Origin of the sequence: Kribbella qitaiheensis (assembly GCF_042657745.1) — a bacterium.
Lineage (GTDB): Bacteria > Actinomycetota > Actinomycetes > Propionibacteriales > Kribbellaceae > Kribbella > Kribbella qitaiheensis.
This window is the reverse complement of sequence record NZ_JBHSKE010000004.1, coordinates 57,921-71,170: the sequence shown is the minus strand read 5'-3', so window position 1 is coordinate 71,170 and position 13,250 is coordinate 57,921. Positions and strand designations below refer to the sequence as shown.

Here is a 13,250-nt window from a genome sequence, read left to right as displayed (position 1 = left end):
TCAGCTCGTCTGGGCCGGAGGCTCCTGGTGTGGCCAGGTTGGATCGCGCAACTCGTCCTCGAGGTGCTCCAGAACCCGGGTCATTGCCCGGATGTCCGCCTCCTCGTCTTCGGATGCGCGGTCGGCGATCTCCCAGATCTTGCGGCGGGCTTCCTCGAGAGCCGCGATCTGTTCCTCGACGGTCCCGCCGACCCGGTATGCCGAGGCGTGCACCCGGCCAGCCTCGTGGTACAGCTCGCTCCACTGTCGCGGTGGAGGCGGCGGTTCCGCGAGTGACTCGATCAGGCCGACGGCCCAGTCGCGATCCTCGGCCGACGCGTCATCCGGGACGAGCTCCCGCAGCCGCGCTTGCTCTTCCGCGACGTCGCCCTGTTCCTTGCGCACCCGGCGCCGAGCTCCGGCGAAGGCCGAGTTGAACTTGGCAACGTCCAATGGCATGGGCTCTCCTCGGTCGATGTCTCACTGCCCGTAACGCTATCGGGATCGGCCGCGCTGGGCGGTCGGTTATCCACAGGCGCTATTCGCGGCCGGTGGTCTGGGGCGTCTGGCGGGTGTGTGTCTGCGAGGCACCGCGCGAGCTCGAGGCACCGCGGGATCCGTCACCGAGCGACGGCCGCCGATGCGTGGCCTGGGCAGCAGGCGCCTGCCCACTGAGGAACCGCATCTCGCCGGCTGGCTGAGGTGTCGATGCCGCGGCTCCCTGTCCGGCCTGCTGCGTGCTCTGCGCAGCTCTGGCGGTCTCGGCACGAGAACGAGATGAGGCTTGGGCGGCAGGTTGGGCGGCGTGAGCTGCGGGTCGGACGCCCTCGATGCCGGTCGCGGCCGGTTGTTCAGGAGCGGGCTGTTGTTGGCCAGCCGGCTGCGGGTCGCGGGAGACAAGAGTGCTTGGATCTGGTGGCGGCAGGTTCGACAGATCGGCGTCACTACCACGGTCGGACTGTGTGATGGCGCGCTGCTGTTCACCCTGCTGGTCGGTCTCCGCGGCCACAGCCGCCGCCGGGTTCGGGACCTTGGCAGGGAACGGCGCCTCCGGTGTGTCCTGGTAGTGCTCGCAGACCTGGGCCACCGCTCGGTCCAGACCGTCGTTGGTAAGGCGCTCGACCAGTGGGCCGCCTTTCTCGCGGTCCTGAACGCCGCGCCACTCCTGCACCGCCATGTTGTTGATGAGGTGAGCGCGGGCTGCCTGCTGGTGCGCGGGATCCTGCGGCACGACTTCGCTCAACTCGTTATGCACGATGCGGTCGGCGATCGTGTCCCAGCGCATTACCACTGGCTGGTCGAGCGCCGCATCGATGAGATCGGATCGCTCGGTCGCAGAGTTCGTCGCGCGGCCTAGAAGTGCCGAGGCTGCATGAACGGCGCCGGGATACTCCGGCGGAGGCTGTGGAATGCCTTCATAGCCGGCCTGTTCAGCGAAGAGCTGGAAGTCTTCGACCGCTCCGATCTCGGTGATGCCTTCGTCCAGCCCGGCGGACTGGGCTCCGCGCATCGCGTTCGGCTCATTAGGTGCGTCGACCGGAACGCGGGCGTGCCATGACTCATGCAGCACGGTGGCCAGAGCCTGACCCTGCAAATGCGGGTCGTGGCTGGGTTCACCGCCCGTGAGGTGGTCCAGTACGAGGTTCTGGTTCAGCCGCAGTGAACCGTCCCGCCTCAGGCCGCCCCACTTGTCGTCGTAGCGGGCATAGAGCGCGCCGTTCCAGCGGTCCGCGCCACCCGGCCGCATCTCCTGGGCGATCCGGTAGAGCCTCGCCACCTCCTGGTACTGAGGTGATGAGGGCTCGATTCGGTCCGTAGCGTCGCTGCCTGCCATTCTCAGGCGTCAGCGTTCCGCGTCTGGCGGATCGGGCCAGGGGTAGGGCTCGGTCAGGGAGTCTTCGCGGCGTTCGAGCATACGGGTGAGGCTGCGGATGTTGGCGCTGTCTTGGCCGCCCGCGCGGTCGGCGATGGCCCAGATCTGCTTTCGGGTGAGGTCGATCGCAGCTAGTTGTTGCTCGACGGTGCCGCTCTCGAGGTCGGCCGTGTTGAGGACGTGAAGGGCCTCAGTCATCTCGGGAGTGGGGGGTGGGGAGTCGACGAGGAGGGCCGGAAGGCCTTTGATGAGGTTCTCGGCGATCTTGCGGTCGTGATCAGTGGGCAGGTCCTGAACAAGGGCGCGGAGTTGCCGTTGCGCGGCTTCGACGTCCGTGGTCTCGCCCGCGCGCAGACCGGCCCGTACAAGCTTGTACTCCCGGTTGAACTCGGCGAGCCCGAACTTGCCGTCCATCACAGCTCCTTGATCACGGTCCGTACAGACATCCGCAACGATATCCGGCCATAGGCTCCTTCGTTCGCGAGTATCCACAGGCCGCTTTCACGAACGGGTAGGACCACGCGACGGATTACGGAAACGGGTCGCCCTGGTCGTAGTCGTCATTCCAGGGGAGGTAGTTGCTGTCGAGGATGTCTGTTTCGGCGGTGTCGAGGCTGCGGGTCATGTAGCGGATCTGGTGGGCATCTTCGCCGGCGCGGTCGGCGATCGCCCAGATCTTCTTCCGGGTGGCATCGATCACCGCAAGTCGCTCCTCTTTGGTTCCGGTGGAGTGGTCCGCGGCGGCTAGGACTAGTTCGGCCTCGCGGCGGTCCAGGGTCGTCGGCTCGAACATCGATTGCAGGTACGTCGGCAGCTGGCGCACCTTTTCGTCGGCGCGCAGGCGAGCTGTTTCGTCCGTGAGCGTTTGTGCCGTGGCCTGCAGCTCGCGCTGGGCCTGCAGGAGCTCCGTCATCAAGCGGGTTCCGAGTGTGTTGAAGGCGTCGAAGTACTGTCGGTCGAACTCGGCGCTGTCCATGGACGGTCCCCCCGGAGAGACTGGATCTTCTGCTGGCTCTGAGGCTAGTGGGATGGCGGAGGTGGGTGGCGGGGTTGTCCACAGCACGCCGGGGCGGGTGGGGTGGTACTGGGGCCGGTAGACTCGCTGAGTTGCGTGCCTGTGGGTGCGTACCGGCCTGCTCCACCGAATGAAACGGACTGTTTCGTGTTCGACACCCTTTCCGATCGCCTTGCCGCCACGTTCAAGAATCTGCGCGGCAAGGGCAAGCTGACCGATGCCGACATCGACGCGACCGCCCGGGAGATCCGGATCGCGCTGCTGGAGGCCGATGTCGCGCTGCCGGTGGTGAAGGAGTTCATCGCCGCGGTCAAGGAGCGGGCCAGCGGGGCCGAGGTGCGCGGCGGACTGAACCCGGCGCAGCAGGTGATCAAGATCGTCAACGAGGAACTGGTCAAGATCCTCGGTGGCGAGACCCGCGAGCTGCGGATGGCCAAGCGGCCGCCGACGGTGATCATGCTGGCCGGTCTGCAGGGTGCTGGTAAGACGACCCTGGCCGGGAAGCTGGCCAAGTGGCTGAAGGAGACCAAGCACCAGACGCCGATGCTGGTCGCCGCCGACCTGCAGCGGCCGAACGCGGTCACCCAGCTGCAGGTGGTGGGCGAGCGGGCCGGCGTACCGGTGTTCGCGCCCGAGCCGGGCAACGGTGTCGGCGACCCGGTCGAGGTCGCGCGGCAGGCGATGGACGAGGCGCGGACCAAGCAGTACAGCGTGGTGATCGTCGACACGGCCGGCCGGCTGGGTGTCGACGAGGTGCTGATGAAGCAGGCCGCGGACATCCGTGACGCGGTCACCCCGGACGAGATCCTGTTCGTCGTCGACGCGATGATCGGCCAGGACGCGGTGAACACCGCGCAGGCATTCCTCGACGGCGTCGGCTTCGACGGCGTGGTGCTGTCCAAGCTCGACGGTGACGCCCGCGGCGGTGCCGCGCTGTCGATCGCGCAGGTCACCGGCCGCCAGGTGATGTTCGCCTCGAACGGCGAGAAGCTCGAGGACTTCGACGTCTTCCACCCCGACCGGATGGCGTCGCGCATCCTCGGCATGGGCGACGTGATGAGCCTGATCGAGAAGGCCGAGCAGTCTTTCGACGCGGAGGAGGCAGCCAAGACCGCCGCCAAGCTGCAGAAGAAGGGCGGCAAGGACTTCACCCTGGACGACTTCCTCGCCCAGATGCAGTCGGTCCGCAAGATGGGCCCGTTGACCAAGATCTTCGGCATGCTGCCCGGCGCGGCCCAGTTCAAGGACCAGCTGGAGAACTTCGACGAGCGCGAGATCGACCGGATCGAGGCGGTCATCCACTCGATGACGCCGGCCGAGCGGTCCGATCCGAACATCATCAACGGCTCCCGGCGGCTCCGGATCGCGAACGGTTCCGGTACCGAGGTGGCCACCGTCAGCGGCCTGGTCGAGCGGTTCTTCGAGGCCCGCAAGATGATGTCCGCGATGGCGTCCGGCAAGGGCATGCCCGGAATGCCGGGGATGCCTGGTATGCCGGGCATGGGTGGCGGCAAGAAGGCCAAGCAGCAGGCCAAGAAGGGCAAGGCCAAGCGTGGCTCCGGCAACCCGGCCAAGCGGGCCGGCGGTGGCCAGCCCGCGCAGCCGCAGCCGGGTCAGCTCCCGGCCGCGTTCGGCGGCGGTGCCGCCGGCGGCGACTTCGAACTACCCGACGCGCTCAAGAACATGCTCGACGGCAAGGACGGTAAGTGACCGAGTGACCGGATCTGCCGCTCAGCGGTAGCTGACTCACCGTCACCGGTTGTCCGTAGCCCCGTGACGACTAAGATCGTGCCTACGCCCGAAGTTCGAAGTACTGCGGAATACGTCGAGGGACGGTTCGATGAGGCAGCAGTTCAGCAACCTGGACACCTGGCGGGGGAAGCTCACCGCCGCTGGTGTCTGTCTTGCGCCCCCGGCCGCGCTGATCGCCGTGTTCGTCACCGGCGGGGTCACGTCGAGCACGTTCATCGTGGACGCGCACGCCCTGAGTCAGCCGCGGCAGGACTCGGTCTTCGACGACCTGGCCGAGAACGTGCCGAGCCAGCCCGGTGTCGACGGCAGCGTCGCCACTGAGAAGAAGTCGCAGATCGAGGTCCCGGTCACGGGTGCGACCGACAGCAAGCAGACGCTGCCCGTCGGAGTCGTCGGGGATGCCTCCGGGATCCCGGGCACCGTGCTCGCGGCGTACCAGAAGGCCGCCAACGATCTGGCCGTCGCCAAGCCCGGCTGCGGCATCACCTGGCCGCTGCTCGCCGGGATCGGCAAGGTCGAGTCCGCCCACGCCAGCGGCGGCCGGGTGGACGCCGCCGGCCTGACCCGCGGCAAGATCCTCGGCCCGGTGCTCGACGGCGGCCCGGGAATGGCCGCGATCAGCGACACGGACCAGGGCCGGTACGACGGGGACTCGCGCTGGGACCGGGCGGTCGGCCCGATGCAGTTCATCCCGGGGACCTGGACGACCTTCGGGGCCGACGGGAACGGCGATGGGGTCAAGGACCCGCACAACGTCTTCGACGCGGCCCGGGCGGCGGGGGACTACCTCTGCTCCAGCGGCGCGAACCTCGGCGATCCGCAGGGCCTGGTGCAGGCGGTGCTCAGGTACAACCACTCGATGGACTACGTGTCCACGGTGCTGCGCTGGATGCAGTCGTACAGCAAGTCCACGGTGACCGTGCCGGACGACACCACCCCGATCGCGCCGCCGTCGGACAACCAGGGCAACGTCCAGCACGACGACGACCCCGCCCAGATCCCGAACACCACCACTCCGAGGCCCGCGGTCCAGCCGACCGCGACGACCCCGACGTCGCCGCGGCCGACTACCCCGAGGCCGACGACTCCGCGCCCGACGACGCCCAGGCCGACGACCCCGGCGCCGACGCAGAACACGCCGACGACGCCTCCCACGAGCCCGCCGACCACGCCTCCGACGAGCCCGCCGACCACTCCGCCCACCACGCCTCCGACGACGCCGCCGACCACCCCGCCCACGACACCTCCGACGACGCCGCCGACCACCCCGCCCACGACACCTCCGACGACGCCGCCGACCACTCCGCCCACGAACACGCCGGAGTGCGAGCCGACGGCGACCCCCGCGCCGACGGAGCCGCCGACGCCGAACCCGACGTGCACCCCGGCACCAACGGCTGCCCCCGAGACGACGAAGGCGCCTGGCTCCTGATTCGAGTGGCTCCCGGATGCTGAAACGAGGCCGGAAGAGGCCCTCGAGTGTTAAGAAATCGGCTCGTCCGGATGCTGGACGAGCCGCCCGCGGCCGGCGGCTGAGCGTCGTACCAGCGGGTTTGTGACGGTTTGCCCCACCGAGGGTTATCAGCTTAGGTAACTTTCCGTCGCCCTTCGGTAACTTTCCGGCGCGTAGGTCGTTGGGGGAACTATGCGCCTAACCCGTAGTGGAAACCGTCGGGTCAAAATCATCATCGCTTCACTGTGCACGGCCCCCCTCCTGGTGGGGGCCATCGTGACAGTCGCCTCGGGCGGAGCCGGTGCCTCCGGCCAGCTCGCGGCGGACAGCCCGGTCGCCCCATCGCCTGGAGCCGGTCTGAACAGCGGTGAATTCGACGAACTGACCATGATCGTCCCGCAGCGTCCCGGAGTGGACGGCCGGATCGGATCTGACAAGCCTGCCCGAGCGGACGTGCCTGTCCAGGGAGCGACCGACGGCAGGTCCGTCGTCCGGCCGGGCCGGCCCGGAGCCGTCAACGGCATCCCCCGCGGGGTGTTCCCCGCCTACCGCCGTGCCACCGCGAATCTCGCCGTGGTCCGCCCCAACTGCGGGCTCACGTGGCCGCTGCTGGCCGGCATCGGCAAGGTCGAGTCCGCGCACGCCAGCGGCGGCAAGGTCGACGTGGCGGGCACCACCCGCGGGAAGATCCTCGGCCCGGTGCTCAACGGCCGCGGCGAGACCGGCCGGGTCAAGGACACGGACAAGGGCCGCTTCGACGGCGAGCTGACCTGGGACCGTGCGGTCGGCCCGATGCAGATCATCCCGGGTGTCTGGGACGAGTTCGGGGCCGACGGCAACGGTGACGGCTTCCGCAACCCGAACAACGTGTACGACGCCGTCACCACCGTCGCGGTCTACCTGTGCTCCGAGGGCGACGACCTGAAGCGCCCGCGCGACCTGGTCGCCTCGCTGCTGCGGTACCAGCACTCCAAGGACTTCGTCGCCACCGTGCTGCGCTGGATGCGCGTCTACAGCAAGAGCGCCGTCCTGGTGCCGAACGCGAAGGGCAACCTGGCCGCGCCGAAGATGATCGGGAACGCTGACCGCAAGACCGACCCGCGGGCGGTGCCGGAGGTGCCGGACGGCAGGGCGACACCGACGGCGAAGCCGAGCGTTCCCGCGACGAAGCCGACGCTGCCGGACCCGATCGACACACCGACGCGCCCGACGACCCGGCCGACGCGTCCGCCGACGGACAAGCCGACGCCGACTCCGACGCCGTCGGACACCCCGGCACCCACACCCACTCCGACGCCGATCCCGACGGCGACTCCGACGCCGTCGGACACCCCGTCCGGCTCGCCCTGTGCGGCCGAGACGAACCCCACTCCCTGCACCCAGGGCAGCGGCTCGCACGGCTAAGCCCTCTCCGGCTACGGTCGGCCCTATGACCGAAACCGGTGTACTACGGCTCGCCGGCACGGTTCTGCCGGCCGGTGAGCAGCAGGAGATCCACCTCAGCGGCGGGTTGGTCATCGACCGGCCCGCCGCTGCTGACGTCACCACGGTCAATACCGGCGGCTGGATCGTGCCCGGCCTGGTGGACGCCCACTGCCACATCGGCCTCGACCAGCGGGGTGCCGTCGACCGCGACGTCCAGGAGCAGCAGGCGATCGCCGACCGGAGCGCGGGTGCGCTGCTGGTCCGCGACGCCGGGTCCGCCGCCGACACCCGCTGGATCGACGACCGTGAGGACCTGCCGAAGATCATCCGGGCCGGCCGGCACATCGCCCGCTCGAAGCGGTACATCCGCAACTATGGCTGGGAGATCGAGCCGGAGGAACTGGTCGCGTACGTCGAGCAGGAGGCTCGCCGGGGTGACGGGTGGGTCAAGCTGGTCGGCGACTGGATCGACCGGGACGCGGGCGACCTGACCCCGTGCTGGCCGGCGGACGCGTTGAACGCCGCGATCGCCCGGGCCCACGAGCTCGGCGCCAGGGCCACCGCGCACGTATTCGGCGAGCACGCCCTGCCGGATCTCCTTGCCGCAGGCATCGACTGCATCGAGCACGGCACCGGGTTGATGCCGGACATGCTCGACCAGATGGCGGCGAACGGAGTCGCCGTGGTCCCCACGATCATCCAGCTCGAGAACTTCCCGGCGTACGCCGACCAGGCGGCGGCCAAGTTCCCCGTGTACGCCGACCACATGCGTGACCTGTACGACCGCCGCCGGGAGACCCTGCGCTCGGCGGTGGAGGCCGGAGTACCGGTCTTCGCGGGCACGGACGCGGGCGGTGTCCTCGGGCACGGCCTGATCGCCGAGGAGATCCAAGCCCTCACCACCATCGGCCTGAACGGCGAGCAGGCTCTCGCGGCCGGGTCCTGGTCAGCCCGCGAGTGGCTCGGAGTCCCCGGCGAGCTCAATCCCGGCGCTCCCGCCGACCTCGTCGTCTACCCCGAAGACCCCCGCAAGAACCCGGCCGTCCTCTCCCACCCAACCCACATCGTGCTCCGCGGCCGCGTCCACACGCCCTGACGCTGGCCGGGGTGGCATCATCACATCAGAGTGACCGAACAATTTCGGGTTGTGACGGGAAATATTCACGTAACTACTGGTCTGGCCGGAAGATATTGCCCTAGCGTGAGCTGCACCCGCCGACGCCCCTCGGTGGGACGGACGCCGCGGGAGGCGCGGCGGACGTCGCAAGGGAAGGAACGAACCCCCATGGGTAAGACCGCCCGAGTGCCCAGAAGAGTCCCCAGAATGACCGCGGTGCTGGCCGCCGCAGCCGCCGGAGCGATCGCGTTGAGCGGAGCGCTCCCCAGCAACGCCGCCCCACCACCCGAACCGACCGGCTCGGCCGTGCCTGGCGAGCTCGCCAAGGCGTTCCAGTCCGCCGCCGACTCCTACGACGTACCGCGTGAGGTGCTGGTCGGCATCGGGTACGCCGAGTCGCACCTCGACGGCCACGACGGCCGGCCCAGCCAGTCCAACGGGTACGGCGTGATGCACCTCGCCAGCAATCCGCAGAACCCGACCATGTCCGAGGCGAACAAGCTGACCGGGCTGCCGGTCGAGCAACTCGCCAAGGACTCCGCGGCGAACATCACCGGCGCCGCCGCCGTCCTCGACTCGTACGCCGATCAGGCCGGGCTGGCGGGATCCGCCCGCCAGGACCTGGCCAGGTGGTACACCGTGATCGCCAAGTACTCGCACTCGGCCGACGCTCCGACCGGCCGCCTCTACACCGACGAGGTCTACAAGATCATCGGCGCCGGAGTCGGGGCCGAAGGGGTCACCACCGACCCGAAGCCGGTGCAGCCGCAGCGCGGCGCGTACGAGAAGGTGGCCCCGCTCGGCACCCGGACCCCGGCCTCGATCCAGGCGGCCGACTACCCGGGCGCGATCTGGAACGCCGCTTGCACCTGCAACTACCGGGTCGGCCGGACAGCGGCGATCAGCACGATCGTCATCCACGTGACCCAGGGCTCGTACGCCGGCACCATCAGCTGGTTCAAGAACCCGTCCGCGCAGGTCAGCGCGCACTACGTGGTCCGGTCCAGCGACGGGCAGATCACCCAGATGGTGGCCGAGAAGGACACCGCCTGGCACGCCCGGGACGCCAACCCGTACTCGGTCGGGATCGAGCACGAGGGCTTCGTCGACCAGCCGTCGTGGTTCACCGACGCGATGTACCGCGCGTCCGCCGCGCTGACCAAGAACATCGCCGAGCGCCGCGGGATCCCGAAGGACCGCGCGCACATCAAGGGCCACTCCGAGATGCCTGGCAACGACCACACCGATCCAGGCCCGAACTGGAACTGGAACTACTACCTGCAGCTGGTGAACGGCGGCAACCCGAACCCGCCGACGTACAACTTCACCACCTACGGCACCGGCGTACGGGTCCGGTCGGACGCGAAGCTGACCGCCTCGATCGTCACCACGCTGCCCGGCCCGACCCAGGTGTTCGTCACCTGCCAGAAGCAGGGCGACCCGGTGACCGCTGAGGGTACCACCAACAACTGGTGGTCGAAGCTGCGTGACCAGGGTGGCTACATGACCAACATCTACATCGACCACCCAGCCGCCCAGCTCCCAGGCGTGCCCATCTGCTAGCGGTCGGGACCGGCAGGTCCGGGGCCGTCATGGACCCCGGACCCTGCTCTCTGAAGTCGTACGATCCAGTAGGCGCCCGGTGAAGAGTAGAGCCTGCTGTACCGACGGTGGAGGGTCCGTTGTCGGAGGATCATGGTGACGACGACGGAGAGGCTCCAGCGATGTTCACGAAGATCCTCGACCGGGGATGGCCGGCCTGCCTGTATCTGCTGGTCAGGTACCTGATCGGCATTACCCTGCTGGCCGCGATCCCGATCAGCCTGCTGCTGAGCTGGGCGATCCCCGGCATCACCGCGGGGCTGGTCCAGCTGGCGAACAGCGAGCGGGCCAAGGCCACGACGTACCTCGGGCTGCCGGCGGAGCCGCCGCTGCCGAAGGCCGCCAAGCGGAGGCCGGGCGACGTGGTGACGCTCGTCCACGACCGGTCCTTCCGTCGCAGCCTGCGGCTGTTGCTGATGGCGCTGGTGGCCATCCCGGAGCTGATTATCGCGATCACCGCCATCTTCGCGGTGCCCGCGGCACTCGTCGGGATGGTGCTGTGGGAGCTGGCGCCGGGGCAGTTCTCGCTGATGGGCTTCGACGTCGACAGCTGGCTCGACGCCCTCATCCTCGGCCCGCTCCAGGTGCTTGTCGGCCTGGCCGTCATGGGCTGGGTTGCTCCAGCCCTAGCCTCAGCACATGCTCGCGGCTTCCGTAGCCTGCTGGCACCCAGTGCAGGCGAGCTGGAGACTGCCAGGCTTTCCCAGCGAGTCGAGGAGCTCACCCGTAGCCGGGCCGGGGCGGTGGACTCCCACGGCGCCGAACTGCGACGGATCGAGCGCGACCTCCACGACGGAACCCAGGCCCAGTTGGTCTCGCTGGCCCTGCGGATCGGTATTGCCAAGCAGACGATGGCCGAGGATCCGGAGAAGGCAGCCAAGCTCCTCGACGACGCCCGGGACGGCGCGGAGCAGGCCATGACCGAGCTACGCGGTGTACTGCGAACCATGTACCCGCCGATCCTCGCTGACCGTGGTTTGGCCGGCGCTGTGTCCGCACTGTGCGCCCGCTGCCCGATAACCGTCGAACTCCGCGTCGGCGAGCTAGGCGCCGTACCTGCCGCAGTAGAGGCTGCTGCGTACTTCGTGGTGGCCGAGTCCCTCACCAACATCACCAAGCACTCGGCTGCCGGCCACGTCGACGTACTGCTGGAGCGGCGGGGTTCGGAGCTCTATCTGGCGGTCACGGATGACGGCATCGGGGGAGCCCGCGTCACCGAGCAGTCGGACCTGCCGGGCCGGGGAAGCGGCCTGCATGGCATGGTGCACCGCGTGGAGGCGATCGACGGACACATGGAACTGCGGAGTCCCATCGGTGGACCTACGACGGTCGAGGTGATCCTGCCGTGCGAGTAGTGATCCTCGAGGACAACCCGATCCTCGCCGAGGGCCTCGGCCTGCTGCTGAACAACTCCGGCTTCGAGGTGGTCGCCGTCGCCGGCGACGCGGACGAGTTCGCCAAGGCCGTCGCCGAGCACGACCCCGGCATCACGGTGGTCGACGTACGCCTGCCGCCCACCTTCACCGACGAGGGCCTCCGCGCTGCCATCGAGGCCCGCCGGGTCCGCCCGGGACTCCCCATCCTCGTCTTCTCGCAGTACGTCGAGGAGGTGTACGCCGCCGAACTCCTGGCCGCCGGGAGCGAAGGCGTCGGCTATCTGCTCAAGGACCGGGTGTCCCGCGTCGACGAGTTCCTGGACGCCGTACGCCGGGTCGCGGCCGGGGGGACCGTGCTGGATCCCGAGGTGGTCAGCCAGTTGATGGTGAAGCGGAGCAACCCGCTGGCACGGCTGACGCCCCGCGAGCACGAGGTGCTCGCCCTGATGGCAGAGGGCCTCGGCAACGCCGCGATCGCCGAGAAGTTGGTGATCAGCGAGGGCGCTGTGCACAAGCACGTCGGCAACGTCTTCCTCAAGCTCGACCTGCCCCCGACGGACTCCGGTCACCGCCGGGTCCTCGCCGTCCTGGCCCACCTCGGCCTCTGACCGCTCCGGCCAGCGCTGACCGCTTCCGGTCAACGCCGCAGCGGGGGTAGCGGTTGCCTGATTCCGGAAGCCAGTTGTTGATGAATCCGGACGACCTTCACAACTGTGCCCGAACAAAAGGCCGGATCCGCCTTGTGGCCAAGGCGGATCCGGACTTCAGGGCGGTCAGGTCAGCAGACGGGGACTCCTGGGAGTTGCGCCGCTGGATGGTCGATGTAGATGTTGGTGATGAAGCCGCCCTGGTCGCGGAGCTTGGACCACCAGTTGTTCGTGTAGCCCTCGGCTGTCACGGTGTCGCCCTGCTTCTGGCAGGTCACCCAGACCGAGGTAGGCCCGGCCAGCGTGGTCACGACCGCCGCGTTCAACCGGGCATCGGCCCGGACCCGGATGCCGGAACCCCAGGTCATGAAGGCGCCGCCGGTACCACCGCCGCAGCCGTTGTCGCTGGTCAGGTAGTACTGGTTGTACGAGCCCGGATAGGCCAGGCCGGAGCCGTTGATGACGATGTTCTGGCCGACGCCGTTGAGCAGTTGCTCGTAATGGATGTGCGGGCCGGACGAGTTGCCGGTGCTGCCGGTGACGCCGATCTGCTGCCCCTGGGCGACTTGGGCGCCGTTGGCAACGGAGTACGACGAGAGGTGGAAGTAGTAGGTCTTCCAGCCGCCACCGTGCTCGATGGCGATGTAGTTGCCGGCGCCGCTGGGCTGCGAGAACCGGTACGCCGTACCCGCGGCGGAGGCGAGCACCGGCGTTCCGTTCGTGGTTCCGCCGTCGGCGCGGACGAAGTCGAGAGCGCGACGGACCTCGGCCGAGTGGTGGCTGTAGGTCCAGCGTTGGCCACAGGGGAACGGGGCCTTGAAGTTCGGCGCGGCCTGCGCCTCGGTCGGTACCGCCACCAGGGTGGCGGCACCGACGAGGAGCGAGGCCAGGACAGCGATGAATCGTCTGAGCGGCACGATGATCAGTCCTTCGGGGCGACCGGTCACGGATGGTGAAGCCCGTGACGCTTGGAGTGATGGCACTCAAGCTAGCGCAGCTTCCGTGACTTAG

General features: G+C 68.8%; 12 protein-coding genes. 7 read left to right on the top strand and 5 right to left on the bottom strand.

The genetic code is table 11. From position 1 onward, the window contains the following. The 4 genes from ACFPJ1_RS02955 to ACFPJ1_RS02940 all read right to left on the bottom strand — a co-directional run bounded on the left by ACFPJ1_RS02955 (nt 1) and on the right by ACFPJ1_RS02940 (nt 2,828). Nucleotides 1-438, bottom strand: a complete 438-nt coding sequence (locus ACFPJ1_RS02955; protein ID WP_380101227.1) for a hypothetical protein — start codon at nt 436-438, stop codon at nt 1-3. Nucleotides 439-517: 79 nt separating this feature from the next. After that, nucleotides 518-1,756, bottom strand: coding sequence for a hypothetical protein (locus ACFPJ1_RS02950; protein WP_380101226.1), 1,239 nt, complete (start codon nt 1,754-1,756; stop codon nt 518-520). A gap of 66 nt (nt 1,757-1,822) precedes the next feature. Then, entirely contained in the window at nt 1,823-2,266 is a 444-nt protein-coding gene (locus ACFPJ1_RS02945; RefSeq protein WP_380101225.1) for a hypothetical protein, read from the bottom strand. Nucleotides 2,267-2,381: 115 nt separating this feature from the next. Next, nucleotides 2,382-2,828 (bottom strand): hypothetical protein, encoded by a 447-nt coding sequence (locus tag ACFPJ1_RS02940; protein WP_380101224.1) that lies wholly within the window; start codon nt 2,826-2,828, stop codon nt 2,382-2,384. A gap of 186 nt (nt 2,829-3,014) precedes the next feature. On the opposite strand from ACFPJ1_RS02940, the gene ffh reads away from it, so the two are divergent. From ffh to ACFPJ1_RS02905, 7 genes are all read left to right on the top strand, one after another. After that, nucleotides 3,015-4,577, top strand: a complete 1,563-nt coding sequence (gene ffh, locus ACFPJ1_RS02935; protein ID WP_380101223.1) for a signal recognition particle protein — start codon at nt 3,015-3,017, stop codon at nt 4,575-4,577. Between the two features lie 130 nt (nt 4,578-4,707). Then, nucleotides 4,708-6,051, top strand: a complete 1,344-nt coding sequence (locus ACFPJ1_RS02930; protein ID WP_380101222.1) for a lytic transglycosylase domain-containing protein — start codon at nt 4,708-4,710, stop codon at nt 6,049-6,051. Between the two features lie 297 nt (nt 6,052-6,348). After that, entirely contained in the window at nt 6,349-7,476 is a 1,128-nt protein-coding gene (locus tag ACFPJ1_RS02925; protein WP_380101221.1) for a lytic transglycosylase domain-containing protein, read from the top strand. A 25-nt stretch (nt 7,477-7,501) separates the two neighbouring features. Continuing rightward, a complete protein-coding gene (locus tag ACFPJ1_RS02920; RefSeq protein ID WP_380101220.1) occupies nt 7,502-8,593 on the top strand; it encodes an amidohydrolase family protein in 1,092 nt (363 codons plus the stop codon). A gap of 228 nt (nt 8,594-8,821) precedes the next feature. Next, the gene (locus ACFPJ1_RS02915; RefSeq protein ID WP_380101219.1) at nt 8,822-10,177 is read left to right on the top strand and encodes an N-acetylmuramoyl-L-alanine amidase; all 1,356 of its coding nucleotides are present in this window, start codon (nt 8,822-8,824) and stop codon (nt 10,175-10,177) included. Nucleotides 10,178-10,338: 161 nt separating this feature from the next. Further along, nucleotides 10,339-11,571 (top strand): sensor histidine kinase, encoded by a 1,233-nt coding sequence (locus ACFPJ1_RS02910; protein ID WP_380101218.1) that lies wholly within the window; start codon nt 10,339-10,341, stop codon nt 11,569-11,571. Continuing rightward, nucleotides 11,562-12,200: a response regulator gene (locus ACFPJ1_RS02905; protein ID WP_380101217.1), complete on the top strand. Its 639-nt coding sequence runs from the start codon at nt 11,562-11,564 to the stop codon at nt 12,198-12,200. The genes ACFPJ1_RS02910 and ACFPJ1_RS02905 overlap by 10 nt, the downstream gene beginning before the upstream one ends. Nucleotides 12,201-12,370: 170 nt before the next feature. On the opposite strand, the gene ACFPJ1_RS02900 is transcribed toward ACFPJ1_RS02905, so the two are convergent. Next, a complete protein-coding gene (locus ACFPJ1_RS02900) occupies nt 12,371-13,156 on the bottom strand; it encodes a M23 family metallopeptidase (RefSeq protein WP_380101216.1) in 786 nt (261 codons plus the stop codon). Nucleotides 13,157-13,250: the final 94 nt, after the last annotated feature.